We start from the raw sequence: 14,462 nt of genomic DNA, 5'->3' as shown, positions 1-14,462 counted from the left end.
GCCAACGCCGGTGAACGGAATCATGCTGTCTGTTTCCCTGCCGAGGGGGCGGCGCCTGTTGGCGGCAGCGTCGAATCGAGGATGTCCAGCAGGGCACGCAGACGGTCCATGTGGCGCAGATCCTGGTGATAACCCACCCAGATGCCCCGCGAGGGGGGCGTCCCGTGTGATTCGATGCGCTGCAGTCCGGCCACCGCGTCACCCAGCGCACGGGGCAGCACGGCGATGCCGGTACCGTGCAGGCACATCTGCGCCTGGACACTGCGACTGGTACTGGTGAATGCGCGCGGCGAACGCGGAAACCGCTGCAGCAACCATTCCACGTCGGGGAAGTGCGACTGCGCGGTGTTCATCAGGACGAGTCCGACCGAATCGGGGTCGTCCTGCAGCCGGGCGATGGTCGAGACCGAACCATACAGGCCGTAGGGCAGGGTCATCACGAGGCGCTGGACGATGTCCGGCTCACTGAACGGCACGATGCGGAACGCGACGTCGGCATCGCGGCGCGACAGGTCCAGCAGTCGATAGCTGGCGATCAGTTCCGGAACCACCGCCGGATGCCGGCGTACCAGTTCGGCGAGCACGGGCGTCAGCACGTGGCAGGCAAACCAGTCCGCGCTCGAAATGCGCAGAATGCCTTCCAGCCGGCCCGGGCTGCCTTCCAGGCGGCGCTCCATGGCCAGGGCGGAGTTCTCCATGGCTTCGGCCAAGGCCAGCACTGCATCACCGGCATCGGTCGTGACCAGCCCGTCCCGCGTCCGCCGCAGCAGGGGCTGCCGGGCGTGCTGTTCAAGGGCCTTCAACCGGCGGCCTACCGTGGGATGGCTGACACCAAGGCGCCGCGCCGCCTCACCCAGTGATCCGCCCCGCACGATCGCCAGGAAGACACGGACATCACCCCATTCCATGATCGTGCTCGTTCAAAAATGTACGGCAAATGTGCATCAGTGTCAGTCCACATACAAGTTTGAAAGGTCCAGCATGGGCCCCGGTCGCACTGACCGCCTCCCCCTGGAACTGGATCCGCTTGATATGAACACGCTGAAGGACAAGGTCGCGCTGGTCACCGGCGCTTCGAAGGGCATTGGCGCTGCGGTTGCCCGCCGCCTGGCGGCCGACGGCGCCAGCGTCGTCGTCAACTACGCCTCGAGCCGGGAGGGCGCCGAACAGGTCGTTGCCGATATCGAAGCCGCCGGTGGTCGGGCGCTGGCGGTGCGCGCCGACGTGCGTGACGCGCGCGAGGTCGATGCAATGGTGGCCACGGCCCTGGATGCGTTCGGCAGGCTGGATGTAGTGGTGAACAACTCGGGCGTGTACCGGTTCGCGAAGATCGAGGACACCACCGAGGCGCTCTATCGCCACCAGTTCGACATCAATGTGCTGGGCCCGCTGCTGGTCACTGCCGCCACCGTTCCCCATCTGCGGCCCGGTGCAAGCATCATCAACATCAGTTCATTGGTGACCCGCATCCTGCCGGTGGACAGCGCCATCTACACCGGTTCGAAGGGCGCGATGGACGCCATCACCGGCGTGTTGTCCAGGGAGCTTGGTCCGCGCGGTATCCGTGTCAATGCGGTCAATCCCGGCCTGATCGAGACCGAGGGCACGCACGCTGCGGGGGTCGTCGATTCCGGGTTCCAGGCCTGGAATCTGGCGCAGACACCACTGGGCCGGACAGGCCAGGTGCTGGACGTGGCGCCGATCGTTGCGTTTCTCGCCTCGGACGATGCGCGATGGATGAGCGGCGACACCCTGCTTGCCTCTGGCGGCATGCGCTGAGTGGGGGACGTCATGAATCTACCGGCTGACGCTGCGGGCGCTGTATCGCCCGATCCGCGCCGTTGGATGGCATTGGCTGTACTGCTGACAGGCACGCTGCTGCCGCCGCTCGACTTCTTCATCGTCAATGTTGCGTTGCCGGCCATCCGTGTCGATCTGCACGCGCCCCCGGATGTCTCGCAGCTGGTCATCTCGGTCTACGCCACGGCCTACGCGGTGACCCTGATCCTGGGAGGCCGGCTGGGCGACATCTACGGCAGGAAACGGGTGTTCATCGCAGGCATGCTGGGGTTTGGCCTGGCATCGGCGCTGTGCGGCCTGGCGCCTGCGGCTGAAGTGCTGGTGGCCGGACGGCTGCTGCAGGGGATGTCGGCCGCGCTGATGGCCCCGCAGTCATTGGCATCGATCCATGCCCTGTTCCCGGACAGCGAGAAGCGCCGTGCGCTTGGCCTGTATGGCGCCACCTTCGGCCTCGCATCGGTGGGCGGGCAGCTGCTGGGAGGGGTGCTTGTGACAGCCGATCTGTGGGGGACAGGGTGGAGGAGCGTGTTCCTCATCAATCTTCCCATCATCGCAGCCGCGGTGCCGGCTGCATTCGTGCTGCTGCGTGAGTCGCACGCTCGCCAGGGAGCACGGCTGGACGCTGTCGGAGCGGTGGCGCTGGCGGCGTCGTTGCTGGCGCTGGTGGTACCGATCATCGAGGGCCGCCAGCGCCAGTGGCCGTGGTGGTGCGTAGGACTGCTGCTGGCAAGCGGCCCCCTGCTGCTGTTGTTCTGGAGGCATGAGCAGCGATGCGTGGGGCGTGGGCAGATGCCGCTGGTATTGCCATCGCTACTGCAGATACGCGGGTTGAGGCGCAGTCTGTCAGCGACATTCTTCTTCTACGCGCTGGCTGCGTTCTTTCTCGTCTTCGCGGTGTATCAGCAGTCCGCGCTGGGGCGCAGCAGCGCGTCGGCGGGGTTGGCGATCCTGCCGTTGGGGCTGGGTTTCCTTCTCGGGCCCCTGTGTGGTTCGGCGTTCCGGCGGCTGGCCGCACAGGGTGCATCGCATGGGATGGTGATGGAGGTTGTGGGCCTGCTGGCGGTCGCAACGCTCGCGCTGCTGGACATGCCATCGTGGCTGCCGCTTCCGCTGTTTCTGATCGGCGCGGGACAGGGCATTGCGCTTCCGGCGCTGGTGAAGCAGAGCGTGGACCATGTGGATGCCCGCCACGCCGGGCTGGCCGCAGGCGTCGTGAGTGCGACACTGCAGATCAGTGCCGCGCTGTCGGTGGCGTTGGTCGGCGGTGTGTTCTTCGCCGTCGCGCCTGACACGGCAACGCCCGCGGAGGTGCGCACCGCGTTCGTGGTGGCCTCGCTGGTGATCGCGGCATCCTTGGCGATTGCCGCCGGATTGGCTTGGCGACGCGGTTGAGACGGGGTCTTCACGCGACGTCCACGTCTTCCACCTGCAGCTGAAAGCCAATCGGAGAGTGTGCCGAAACGCCGCTATATTCCAGACACCCCAGACGAAGGAGGGAGTGGAATGATTCTTACTAAGCAGCACCTGATGATGGCACGTACGCTCGGTGTGGCGATTGTCGCCACCGTAGGCCTTGGGGCCTGCGCCACCTACAAGGACGATTTCGCAACGATCAACTCGCGGCTCGACCAGCTTGATGTGAAGGTGCAGGGTGCGGCGCAGAGCGCCGAGTCGGCCAATCAGTCGGCGCAGCAGGCCAACCAGCGTCTGGATCAGATCGAAGGCCGCGTCCAGCAGCTTGAACGGGCACCTCGCCGCACCCCGCGCGGCTGACCACCTGTAGCCTGCACATCCGAGTCAGGGGCCCAGTGGCCGCAGCGGCCACTGGTGTCCTCCCGTAATACAGCTTTCGAGGAATGCTCCCATCCATACCCACTCCTCCCTTGCGCGCCGTGCCCATCGCGCTGCTCTGGCAGTGGCGTTGGCGTTCCTGGTGGTTGGTGTCGTCAATGCGGAAGATGCCGTCGCGCCGCCGTCGGCCGCCGTTGATGAACTGCCACCCGGCCAGGATGTCTCCGAAACCGTGATCGAACTGGCGGGCTGGGTCGTGGCGTCCAAGGACAGCCAGGGCTATCCGTTCGCAGTCATGGACAAGGCTGCCGCGCAGATCCTGGTGTTCGGTGGCGACGGCCGGCTGCGCGGCGCGGCCCCTGCATTGTTCGGTTCAGCGACCGGCGACCACACTGCGCCCGGCGTTGCGGGTCTCGCCCTGCGTGCCATTCCGGGACGGGACCGCACCACGCCTGCAGGTCGCTTCGTGGGCGGCTACGGCCCTTCGATCGATGCGGGGCGGGTGCTGTGGGTGGACTACGAGTCCGCAGTCTCCATCCATCCGACCGCGACCGGCGTTCCGGCAGAGAGGCGAGTCGAGCGCCTGGCATCGCCGTCGCCGGACGACAACCGCGTCACCCACGGCTGCATCAACGTCTCGCCGGAGTTCTACGAACGCATCATCCGTTCCACCTTCGAGCGGGGCGGGGTGTTCTACATCCTGCCGGACGTGGACCCGATCGAGCAGACCTTCCCCGAGTTCGCACAGAGCCGTGCCGCTGCGCAGCACAGCGGCGGCAAGCGCGCACGATCTGCCCGCAGGTAGACGCTCCACCGCCGCCCCGGTGGGTGGCGCGGTCAGCTTGGCGCGCATCCATCCGGACACTGGCTACGGCTCTTGCTGTTGCCCGGCAGCGTGCACCCGCCGCCGGAAATCGTTCATGATGGGCCCAGTCACACTCCCGTGGCAGCGCAGGCCGCATGCTGTGATGCGCCGACAGGCAGGACGGTGGAGCAAGAAGGTGGACCAGCCATGAGCCAACTCACCGACGGTTTCGGACGCAGCTTTCCGTACCTGCGCCTGTCGTTGACCGAAGCCTGCAACTTCCGTTGTGGCTATTGCCTGCCGGAGGGGTACCAGGCCGATGGCCGCCCGCGCTTCCTGCAGGTCGAGGAGATCAGCCGCCTGGTCCGCGCCTTCGCGGCGCTGGGCATGAGCAAGATCCGGCTGACCGGTGGCGAGCCCAGCCTGCGCAAGGATCTTGATGACATCATCGCGGCCGTGGCGGCGGTGCCGGGTATCGGCAAAGTGGCCATCACCACCAACGGCACGCAGTTGCCGCGTCGCCTGCCGGGTTGGCACCGCGCCGGCCTGACGGCGCTGAACGTCAGCGTGGACAGTCTGCGGCGCGAACGTTTTGCCGCGATCACCGGGCATGACCGCCTGCCGGAGATCGAGCAGGGCCTGGCCCTGGCGCAGGCGCTGGGGCTGCCGTCGATCAAGCTCAACGCGGTGCTGCTGCGCGGCCTCAACGACGATGAGCTGCCGCAGTGGATGGCGTACCTGCGCGACCGTCCCTTCAGCGTGCGCTTCATCGAACTGATGCGCACCGGCGACAACGAAGCCTATTTCCAGCAGCATCACCTGCGTGCCGACGGCGTGATCGATCAGTTGCTGGCGGCCGGCTGGCGCGAGCGTGCACGGGCGGCCGATGCCGGCCCGGCGCGCGAGTTCGGCCACCCGGACCATCGTGGCAGCATCGGCATCATCGCGCCGTACTCGCGCGATTTCTGCAAGGGCTGCAACCGCTTGCGGGTAACGGCCAGGGGAGACCTGCGGCTGTGCCTGTTCGGCGACTTCGGCGTGCCGCTGCGCGCGCTGCTGCAGCACGATGACGACCATGACGCGCTGCTGGCGCGCATCACCACCCAGCTTGGCCTGAAAGCGGCCGGGCATGGCCTGCACCAGGGCCGGACCGGGCTGACCCCGCACCTGGCTTCCATCGGAGGATGAGCAGCACGATGAGTGGGGAACTGAACGCGGCATTCCATATGGCCGATGTCCGCAACAAGCGCATCAGTCGCCGGCGGGCGGTGGCGGTGGGCGAACTGCATGCCGGTCCGCTGGCGTACCCGTTGATCGTCGAGCGCCGCCTGCCGAAGGGCGATGCGCTGGTCATGGCCGAGATCGCCGGCCTGCAGGGGGCGAAGATGGCGTCGATGCTGATGCCACTGTGCCATCCGCTGCCGCTGGAGCTGGTGCAGGTGTTCTGCGCGCCGGTGCCGGAACGGCACGCCATCCGGGTCTGGTGCGAGTGTGCCAGCGAGGCGCGTACCGGTGTGGAGATGGAAGCGCTGGCCGGCGTCAACGCGGCGTTGCTGACCCTGTACGACCTGAGCAAGCCGGTGGAACCGGCGCTGCGCATCGAAGGTATCCGCCTGCTGTTCAAGGAGGGCGGCAAGCGCGGCCTGTGGCTGCATCCTGATGGCATGGATGATGCCGAGCGCGCGCGCTTCAGACCGCGTGCGCCGAAGGGCCTGGAAGGCGCGGCCTGCGCGGTGATCACCCTGAGCGACCGTGCCAGCGCAGGTACTTATGAGGATGTTTCTGGCCCGACCCTGGTGGCCGGCCTGAACAAGCTGGGCGGCGAGGTGGTGGCTGCCGACGTGCTGCCCGATGGCATCGAGCCGTTGGCGGATCGCCTGCAGGCATTGGCCGCCGACGGCGTGCGCCTGTGCCTGTGCACTGGCGGTACCGGTCTGGGCCCGCGCGACCTCACCCCGGAGGCGCTGCGTTCGTTGAACGCGCGGCCGGTGCATGGCCTGGCGCAGATGGTCCGGGCGCTGAGCGCGCAGCACACGCCGATGGCCTGGCTGAGCCGCGCCGAGGTGGTGCAACTGGGCAGCATGCTGGTGTTCGCGCTGCCCGGCAGCCCGAAGGCGGCAGCGCAGTGCCTGGACATCCTGGCGCCGGTGCTGGGCCACGCCCTGGCGATGGTCGACGGTGGTGACCACGCGTGATTCTCTACAGTGAAGCACTGCAGCACCTGCTGGAGGCGGCCACGCCGCTTCCCGCCGAGCGTCTGCCCCTGCAGGAGGCCGCAGGCCGCACCCTGGCCAGTGACATCCACAGCGCACAGGCATTGCCGCCGTTCAACAATTCGGCAATGGACGGTTTTGCGCTGCGCGCCAACGGGGTGGCGTTCGAGTCGGGTACCGAGTTCACGGTGCAGGGCTGGCAGGCGGCGGGTGATGGCGATGCCGAAGGCGGCGAGGGCGCCTGGGAGATCATGACCGGCGCGCGCATGCCGGGCGGCCTGGACACGGTGGTACCGATCGAGAACGTGCAGATCCTCGCCAGCGAAGCGGGCCGTCCGACCCGGATCGCGCTGAAGAGCGTGGTCAGGCCGGGCCAGAACGTACGCCTGCGGGGCGAGGACGTAGCCGAAGGCGAATGCGTGCTGCGGGCCGGGCAGAGGGTGGATATCAACGCACGGACCCTGCTGCACGCCCTTGGCGTTGGCGAGGTGGTGGTGATGTCGCGACCGGCGGTGGCGGTGATTGCCACCGGCAAGGAGCTGGTGAGCGAGGCGACGCAGGCGCTGGCGTCCGGGCAGATCCGTGACAGCAACCGCCCCTACCTGGTCGGGCGGCTGCACGCGGCCGGAGCTGAGGTGGTGTGGCAGGGCACCGTCGGTGATGATGTGGCCGCGTTCGATGCAGCGCTGAACCAGGCACTGGCGGCCGGTGCGCGGGTACTAGTCAGTACCGGTGCGGTCTCTGCGGGCCGTTACGACTTCGTACCCGACGCACTGCGCGCGCGCGGGGCGCGAATCGTGTTCCACAAAGTGGCGATCCGTCCGGGAAAGCCGCTGCTGTTTGCGGTACTGCCCGACGGTGCGCTGTATTTCGGCCTGCCGGGCAACCCGGTGTCGGCGGCAGTGGGGCAGCGGTTCTTTGTCGAGCCTGTACTGCGCCGGCTGCTGGGGTTGGCGCAGGAACCGGTGCTGCGGCTTCCCCTGCAGGCGATGGTGCGCAAGCCGCCCGGCCTGCGCGTCCACGCCCGTGCGCGGGTGGAGCTGGACGAGCAGGGCCAGCTGAGTGCGCGGGTGCTGTCCGGACAGGAATCGTTCCGTCTGATGTCCATGGTGCAGGCCAACGCCTGGGTGGTGCTGGAGGACGAGGGCGATCTGGTTCCGGCCGGCAGCGCGGTGCGCGTACAGGGCTGGGGCCACGCCGACCCGGTGCAGCTGACGGGCAGGGAGTGGGAATGAAACAGGTGACGTTGCAGTTGTTCGGTGCGTTTTCCGATCTGGATGACCGTCGGGAGATCACGCTGGAGGTGCAGGGTGCGACCGTGGCCGACCTGCGCCAGGCGCTGCGCGAGCTGCTGCCGGTGCGTTGGCCCGGTTTCCGTGCCGGCCTGCTGGACTATTCGGCCTTCGCCGACCAGCAGCGCGTGCTGCGCGATCACGATGTGCTGCCGGAGGATGGCCGCGTGGCCATCCTGCCGCCGGTGAGCGGGGGCTGAGCGATGGACGCGAAGCCGATTGCGAAGGTGGTGGACCGGGCGCACGGGGCGATCGACCCGGCAGAAGGGATCGCCGCGGTGTCCGACCCGGGTTTCGGCGGTATCGACGTGTTCATCGGCAAGGTACGTGACGTGAACGTCGGTCGGGTGGTCACGGGCATCACTTACGACCTGTTCGAGCCGCTGGTGCTGAACGAAATCCAGCGCCTGGCGGCCGAGGTGGAGGCGGCGTTCGGGCCGCGCCTGAAGCTGTATGTGGCGCATGCCAGGGGGCGGCTGGGCATCGGCGATGTGGCTGTGGTGGTGGCCGCCGGCAGCCCGCACCGGGACGAAGCATTCCGCGCGTGCCGGCAGCTGATCGAGGCAGTGAAGCACCAGTGCCCGATCTGGAAGCAGGAACACTACGAGGATGGCGACAGCGCCTGGAGCGAGGGCTGCAGCCTGTGCCATGCGGACAGCACGCCCGCACATGGCCATGACCACGAGCACGGCCATTGACGGCATCGTGCTGGCTGGAGGCCTGTCCAGCCGCATGGGCCGCGACAAGGCGCTGCTGCCTTGGCGCGGGCGCACCCTGCTTGAGCACATGCGTGACGTGTTGATCGAGGCCGGTGCGCAGCGGGTGTGGGTGAGCGGTGACTATCCGGCCTTCGATGGCATTCCCGACCAGGTCGCGCGCTGCGGCCCGCTGGGCGGGCTTTACAGCGTGTCTCTGGCCATGCCCGATACCGTTGCGTGGGTGGTGCCGGTGGACATGCCCAGCTTGACCGGCGCCCTGCTGCATCGGCTGCACGGGGTGCCTTCCGCCTGCAGCGTGTTCTCCGGCGAGCCATTGCCGATGTGTCTGCAGATCGATGATCATTGCCGGCGGGCCCTGCGGACCTTGATCGAAGATCCACAGGCGCGGCGTTCGCTGCGCGCCCTGCAGGAGCGGCTGGCGGCGACGGCGTTGCCGCTGCCTGAGAATGAGCGTGCCTTGCTGTTCAACTGCAATACCGGGGCCGACTGGGAGTCCATCGCAACATGAAAGTCCAGCTGCAGCGGCAATCCATGCGCCTGCGTGTCGATGAAGAGGAACTTGCAGCACTGCTGGCCGGTGACTCGCTGGAGAATCTGACCCGGTTTGGTGGCACGGGCGGGTGGGGGACCGCGTTGTCGCTGCATGGGGGCGACCAGGCGGTGCTGCTGGACGGTGGCACGGTCTGCCGGCTGGTGTTGCCACGCGATGCTGTGCAGGGGCTGGCAGCACGACTGCCGTCGCGTGAGGGTCTGGAATTTTCCATCGCGCTGGATGATGACAGTTCGTTGCAGCTTCAGTTCGACGTGGATGTGCGCGACAGCATGCGCCAGCGCGGCCATCAGCGGCGGGGGCAGCGTCCGCCGCCGTGAGACCGGCCGTGGCACGCCTGCCGTATGATGAAGGCCTTCATCCAGGCATTTCGTGATGTTCTCCACTCCGTACCCCCAGGTTCGCCAGGGCGCGGCGACGCCGAACCCCGCCGCTGCCGATGACGGCGACGCGCTGCACTTCTGCAGTACCTGTGCATTCTCCGATGCCTGCATGTCGCAGGGGTATGACAAGGCCGCGCTGGGCGAACTGCATGTGCTGGTCGACCATGTCGGCCCGTTCCACGCGGGCGACTACATCTTCCGCGCCGGCGAGCCGTTCGATTCGATCGCGGCGGTGCGTGCCGGCATGGTCAAGACGTTTGTCGATGACAGCCAGGGCAACGAGCAGGTGCTCGGTTTCAGTCTGCCCGGTGAGGTGATCGGCCTGAACGCGATCCACGAGGCACGCTTTCCCTGCAATGCCGTGGCGCTGGATACCGTGTACCTGTGCCGGATCTCATTCCCCAGGCTGAGCCTGCTGGCCACCCGCATGCCGGGCCTGCAGGCGCGGCTGTTCAGCCTGCTCAGTGCGGAGATCGGCAAGGTTGCCCTGCTGGCGGCCAACCATCGCACCGAAGAGCGGATGGCCGCGTTCCTGCTGGACATGTCCGAGCGCTACGCACGCCGCGGGTTCTCCGCCACCCGGTTCAACCTGACGATGGCACGCACCGAGATCGCCAATTACCTGCGGATGGCACCGGAAACCGCCAGCCGCGTGCTGCGCCGGCTGAGCGATGATGGGATCATCGCGGTCAGGCAGCGGGAAATCCTGTTGTTGCAGCCCGAGCGCCTGGCATTGCTGGCATCGGCCGATGAATCCGATCCGAACTGAATCTGGCGGGGAGCCGAAGATGATGCGAGCGGGACTGATGTTGCTGGGGATGCTGGCGTCGCTGCCGGCGTACGCAGCCGGGCTGACGGTATCGGCGGCGTCGAGCCTGACCGAGAGCTTCCGTGAACTCGGTGCCGCCTATGAGAAGGCCCACCCCGGCGCCCGGGTCGATTTCAACTTCGCCGCCTCCGGCGTGCTGCTGCAGCAGATCAGCCGGGGCGCACCGGTCGATGTGTTTGCTTCGGCTGACGAAGTCACCATGGATCAGGCACAGCAGCAGGGCCTGCTGGCTGCCGGTACCCGCGAGGTGTTCGCGGTGAACGCGCTGTGGGTGGTGGTGCCGCCGCAGACCCGGGGCGGGCCGCGTAGCCTGAAGGATCTCGCGGGTGCCGACGTGCGGCGCCTCGCGCTGGGCAACCCGGACAGCGTGCCGGTCGGCCGCTATGCCAAGGGTGCGCTGGAAGCGGCGGGCCTGTGGCCGTCGGTGCAGGGCAGGATCGTCACCACGCAGAACGTACGCCAGTCGTTGGATTACGTGGCGCGGGGGGAGGTGGACGCCGGTTTCGTCTACGCCACCGACGCACAGGCCATGGCCGGCCGCGTGCGTCGTGCCTTCGCAGTGCCGGTGTCCGGACGCATCGCCTATCCGCTGGCGGTGACCCGGGCCAGCACGCAGCCAGCCGAAGCCAGGCGCTTCGCCACCTTCGTGCGGTCGGCACAAGGGCAGGCGATCCTGGCCAGGCACGGGTTCGGCAAGCCCTGACGGATGGACTTGGACTGGAGCGCGCTGGGGTTGTCGCTGAAGGTCGCCGGCTGGGCCACGGCGATCAATCTGGTGCTGGGCGTTGGATTGGGGGCGTTGCTGGCGCGTCGGCGCTTCCCCGGCCGCGAACTGCTGGATTCGCTGCTGACCCTGCCGATGGTGCTGCCGCCGACGGTGCTCGGTTATTACCTGCTGGTGCTGATAGGGCGCAACGGCCCCATTGGCGCGTGGTTGCAGTCGTGGTTCGGCATCAACCTGATCTTTACCTGGCAGGCGGCGGTGGTCGCCGCGGCAGTGGCTTCGCTGCCGCTGGTGTTCAAGCCGGCACGCGCGGCGTTCGAGGATGTGGACGGGCAGCTGGAGCAGGCCGCGCGCACGCTCGGCGTGTCGGAGGCGGCGGTGTTCTTCCGCATCACGCTGCCGCTGGCTTGGCGCGGCATTCTCGCCGGCCTCCTGCTGGCGTTTGCCCGGGCGATGGGTGAGTTCGGCGCGACGCTGATGGTGGCCGGCAGCATCCCGGGTCGTACGCAGACGCTGTCGATCGCCATCTACGAGGCGGTGCAGGCAGGGCAGGACGGCAGGGCCAATGCGCTCGTGATCCTGACGTCGGTAGTGTGCATCGTCATCCTGCTGCTGGCGGCACGCCTGGTGGGCGGGCATCGCAGGGAGCTGCGCGATGTGGCTTGACCTGAAGGTGCAGCGCCGGATGCAGGCAGCGGGCCAGGTCTTCGAACTGGACGTCACGCTGCAGTGCACGCAGCGCCAGGTGGTGGTGTTCGGCCCGTCCGGGGCAGGCAAAAGCCTGACGCTCAAGGCCGTGGCCGGACTGCTGCGTCCCGGACAGGGCCATGTAACGCTGCAGGGGCAGGTGCTGTTCGATTCCCACGCGCGGGTCGACCTGCCACCGCAGCGGCGTCGCCTGGGGTACGTGTTCCAGGACTACGCGCTGTTTCCCCACCTGAGCGTGCGCCAGAACGTGGCGTTCGGGCTGCAGCGGGGGTGGTTCAATCCACGCCGTGGCCAGCGCTTCGACGTCGTCGAGCAGTGGCTGCAGGCGTTCCGTATCGACCACGTGGGGGATCTGCTGCCGTCGCAGATCTCCGGCGGCCAGCGTCAGCGTACGGCCCTGGCGCGGGTCATGGTGACCCAACCGCAGGCATTGCTGCTGGACGAGCCGTTCGCTGCACTGGACCACGACCTGCGCCAGCACCTGCGCGAGGAGCTGGCGGCGGTGCTGGACAGTACCGGCATTCCGCTGCTGCTGATCAGCCACGATCCTCAGGATGCCGTTGTCTTCGGCCAGCAGGTCGCGCACATGGCGGACGGCCGGGTCGTCGGCGATTGATGCATGCGCTCGTGCCGGGCCACGCCCGGCCGAATCGATGCAGGGTCAGTACAGCTCGCAGTGAATGCGGCCCTCCCCGCGCAGCAGGTCCCAATGCCCCTGGCCGCCAATGGCGTCGACGGCCTCGCGCACCGCGTCTTCCAGGTGGCGCTTGTTGCCGCACAGGTACAGGTGCCCGCCGCGGGACAACACCTGCCTTACTTCGCGGGCGCGCTGCCGCAGCACATGCTGCACATACACCTTTTCGGTTCCGTCACGCGAGAAGGCAGGATGCAGGCCGGCGAGCACGCCGCGCGCATGCCAGTCCTGCAGCTGCTCGCGATACAGGTAATCGTGTTCGCAATGCTTCTCGCCGAACACAAGATGCACCTCGCGTCCGCAGCCATTGGCCTGCACCTGCTGCACCAGGCCGATCAGCGGCGCGATGCCGGTGCCGGTGCCGATCAGCAGCAGGGGCGCGCTGCCGGTGTCGGCCAGATGGAAGCCGGGATTGGAGCGGCAGTACACGCGGGCGTGGCTGCCCCCCCGCAGCAGGCTGCCGGTGGCGGTACCGGAACGCTCGCGGCCGCGCAGGGTGTAGCGCACTTCGCGTATGCACAGGCTCAGCTGGCCGTTGCCGGGATGCGAGGCGATCGAGTAGGCCCGTGGCAGGCGCGCTGACAGGATGTCGCGCAGCCTGGCCAGCGGCACGCGGTCCGGGCTGGCGTGGTCCTGCAGGATATCCAGCACGTCCAGACCGTGCAGGTAGGCATCCAGCTCGCGCTTCTGGCTGACCTTCAGCAGCGACTTCAACCGCTCGCTGTCGCCCAGCCTGGCAAGCTCGCGCAGCACGCCCCTGCCCAGCAGCCGCAGTTCGCGGTCCTGCAGCATGGCGATGGCCGCATTGTCGCCGTACCAGGTGGCAAGGGCCTGCAGCAGTGCAGGGTCGTGGTCCGGCAGCACGTGCACCGTGTCGCCGGCGCGGTAGACCATGCCACTGCCGGCAATATCCAGCTGCAGGTGCCACGCGGCCGGATCACTGCTGTTGACGCGGTGGCGCTCGACGATGGGCGCGGCGAAGGCATTGTCGTCACCGTAGGCGGTAACCTGCAGATGCAGGTCCTGGCCGGCGGCGGCATCGCCCTCGAGCACCTGGCGGAGCACCGGCTGCCACTGCTGGAAGAACCGTTCATAGCCGAGGTCGGCGTCGACCCGCCGCAGCAGCGGCTGGGCTTGGCGTTCGCTCAGCGCCGCGTCCAGCGCTCGGGTGAAGCCGCAGAATCGAGGGTAGCCGGTGTCGCCCAGGCCGAACACCGCGTAGCGCAGGCCGGGCAGCGACCCGGTCTGGCACACGCTCTGGAAGAAGCGTTCGCCGTTGGCGGGCGGCTCGCCGTCGCCGAACGAACTGGAGATCGCCAGCAGCACATCGCCCTGGCCCAGGCTGGCAACGTCAATGTCGTTGAACGGCAGCACCTGCGGCGCGAGCGCTTGCAGGCCAGGGTCCGCGCCCAGGCGCTGGGCCAGGGCGCGGGCATTGCCCGATTCGGAGGCGAAACCCACCAGCAGGCGGCGAACCGGTGTGGCAGCGATGGTGTTCACGCGGCCTCGTAGAAGTCGTCGAATTTCTCCTTGCTGAACTCGACCTGCTCGAAGTCCTGCATCAGGTCGTTCACCACGCGGCGGATGCTGATGTACGCGGTGATGTTGCCTTCGGCGTCGAACAGCGGCTGGACGGTGGTGTCGACCACATAGAGCACGCCACCCTTGCCCAGGTTCGGCACGATGCCGGTCCAGATGCCGCCGGCCCTGATCGTGTCCCACATGTCCTTGTAGACGGCCTTGGGCACATCCGGGTGGCGCACGATGCTGTGCGGCTGGCCGATCAGTTCTTCACGTGCGAAGCCGGTGAGCGTGCAGAACAGATCATTGGCGTAGGTGATGTTGCCCTGCAGGTCAGTGGTGGAGATCACCATGACCTTCTGCAGGGCGTTCAGGAGCTGGCTGTTGTCGGGGGTGTCGTGCATTGCAGGGTCCTTGTGGCTGCCGGAAACGC

At 67.8% G+C, this 14,462-nt stretch carries 18 protein-coding genes; 15 read left to right on the top strand and 3 right to left on the bottom strand.

From position 1 onward, the window contains the following. Positions 1-20: 20 nt before the first annotated feature. Positions 21-908, bottom strand: coding sequence for a LysR family transcriptional regulator (locus IMX13_RS04630; RefSeq protein WP_193395879.1), 888 nt, complete (start codon positions 906-908; stop codon positions 21-23). 124 nt (positions 909-1,032) lie between these two features. Here IMX13_RS04630 and IMX13_RS04625 point away from each other — a divergent pair, with 124 nt between their 5' ends. From IMX13_RS04625 to IMX13_RS04555, 15 genes are all read left to right on the top strand, one after another. Next, a complete protein-coding gene (locus tag IMX13_RS04625) occupies positions 1,033-1,779 on the top strand; it encodes a glucose 1-dehydrogenase (RefSeq protein ID WP_193395878.1) in 747 nt (248 codons plus the stop codon). A 12-nt stretch (positions 1,780-1,791) separates the two neighbouring features. Then, entirely contained in the window at positions 1,792-3,192 is a 1,401-nt protein-coding gene (locus IMX13_RS04620) for an MFS transporter (RefSeq protein ID WP_193395877.1), read from the top strand. 111 nt (positions 3,193-3,303) lie between these two features. Then, on the top strand, positions 3,304-3,573 hold the full coding sequence (locus IMX13_RS04615; RefSeq protein ID WP_053519770.1) for a hypothetical protein: 270 nt from the start codon (positions 3,304-3,306) through the stop codon (positions 3,571-3,573). A gap of 142 nt (positions 3,574-3,715) precedes the next feature. Further along, positions 3,716-4,396, top strand: a complete 681-nt coding sequence (locus IMX13_RS04610; protein WP_111186839.1) for a L,D-transpeptidase — start codon at positions 3,716-3,718, stop codon at positions 4,394-4,396. A gap of 207 nt (positions 4,397-4,603) precedes the next feature. Then, positions 4,604-5,584 carry a GTP 3',8-cyclase MoaA gene (gene moaA, locus IMX13_RS04605; RefSeq protein ID WP_128988285.1) on the top strand — a complete coding sequence of 327 codons (981 nt, stop codon included), beginning with the start codon at positions 4,604-4,606 and terminating at the stop codon, positions 5,582-5,584. 8 nt (positions 5,585-5,592) lie between these two features. Continuing rightward, positions 5,593-6,591 carry a bifunctional molybdenum cofactor biosynthesis protein MoaC/MoaB gene (gene moaCB, locus IMX13_RS04600; RefSeq protein ID WP_193395876.1) on the top strand — a complete coding sequence of 333 codons (999 nt, stop codon included), beginning with the start codon at positions 5,593-5,595 and terminating at the stop codon, positions 6,589-6,591. Beyond that, entirely contained in the window at positions 6,588-7,844 is a 1,257-nt protein-coding gene (gene glp / locus IMX13_RS04595; protein WP_193395875.1) for a gephyrin-like molybdotransferase Glp, read from the top strand. The genes moaCB and glp overlap by 4 nt, the downstream gene beginning before the upstream one ends. Beyond that, positions 7,841-8,101: a MoaD/ThiS family protein gene (locus IMX13_RS04590; protein WP_193395874.1), complete on the top strand. Its 261-nt coding sequence runs from the start codon at positions 7,841-7,843 to the stop codon at positions 8,099-8,101. The genes glp and IMX13_RS04590 overlap by 4 nt, the downstream gene beginning before the upstream one ends. A gap of 3 nt (positions 8,102-8,104) precedes the next feature. Next, on the top strand, positions 8,105-8,599 hold the full coding sequence (locus tag IMX13_RS04585) for a molybdenum cofactor biosynthesis protein MoaE (RefSeq protein WP_065183010.1): 495 nt from the start codon (positions 8,105-8,107) through the stop codon (positions 8,597-8,599). Then, a complete protein-coding gene (locus IMX13_RS04580; protein WP_227255280.1) occupies positions 8,577-9,128 on the top strand; it encodes a molybdenum cofactor guanylyltransferase in 552 nt (183 codons plus the stop codon). The genes IMX13_RS04585 and IMX13_RS04580 overlap by 23 nt, the downstream gene beginning before the upstream one ends. Next, entirely contained in the window at positions 9,125-9,490 is a 366-nt protein-coding gene (locus tag IMX13_RS04575; protein ID WP_111186844.1) for a hypothetical protein, read from the top strand. Before IMX13_RS04580 ends, IMX13_RS04575 begins: the two co-directional genes overlap by 4 nt. Positions 9,491-9,545: 55 nt before the next feature. Next, entirely contained in the window at positions 9,546-10,322 is a 777-nt protein-coding gene (locus IMX13_RS04570) for a helix-turn-helix domain-containing protein (protein WP_053519761.1), read from the top strand. A gap of 19 nt (positions 10,323-10,341) precedes the next feature. Continuing rightward, complete coding sequence (gene modA / locus IMX13_RS04565) at positions 10,342-11,085, top strand: molybdate ABC transporter substrate-binding protein (RefSeq protein ID WP_111186846.1); 744 nt, start codon at positions 10,342-10,344, stop codon at positions 11,083-11,085. A 3-nt stretch (positions 11,086-11,088) separates the two neighbouring features. Further along, positions 11,089-11,772: a molybdate ABC transporter permease subunit gene (gene modB / locus IMX13_RS04560; RefSeq protein ID WP_065176130.1), complete on the top strand. Its 684-nt coding sequence runs from the start codon at positions 11,089-11,091 to the stop codon at positions 11,770-11,772. Beyond that, positions 11,762-12,430 carry an ATP-binding cassette domain-containing protein gene (locus IMX13_RS04555; protein ID WP_128988275.1) on the top strand — a complete coding sequence of 223 codons (669 nt, stop codon included), beginning with the start codon at positions 11,762-11,764 and terminating at the stop codon, positions 12,428-12,430. Before modB ends, IMX13_RS04555 begins: the two co-directional genes overlap by 11 nt. Before the next feature lie 45 nt (positions 12,431-12,475). On the opposite strand, the gene IMX13_RS04550 is transcribed toward IMX13_RS04555, so the two are convergent. Both IMX13_RS04550 and IMX13_RS04545 read right to left on the bottom strand, forming a co-directional pair. Then, entirely contained in the window at positions 12,476-14,008 is a 1,533-nt protein-coding gene (locus tag IMX13_RS04550) for a sulfite reductase flavoprotein subunit alpha (RefSeq protein WP_193395872.1), read from the bottom strand. Next, positions 14,005-14,433, bottom strand: a complete 429-nt coding sequence (locus IMX13_RS04545) for a PAS sensor domain-containing protein (protein WP_053519756.1) — start codon at positions 14,431-14,433, stop codon at positions 14,005-14,007. Before IMX13_RS04545 ends, IMX13_RS04550 begins: the two co-directional genes overlap by 4 nt. Positions 14,434-14,462 lie beyond the last annotated feature (29 nt).

Source organism: Stenotrophomonas sp. B2 (assembly GCF_014947095.1).
GTDB lineage: Bacteria > Pseudomonadota > Gammaproteobacteria > Xanthomonadales > Xanthomonadaceae > Stenotrophomonas > Stenotrophomonas maltophilia_P.
Note: the sequence above shows the minus strand (reverse complement) of the source record. Positions and strands in the feature narration are given on the sequence as shown.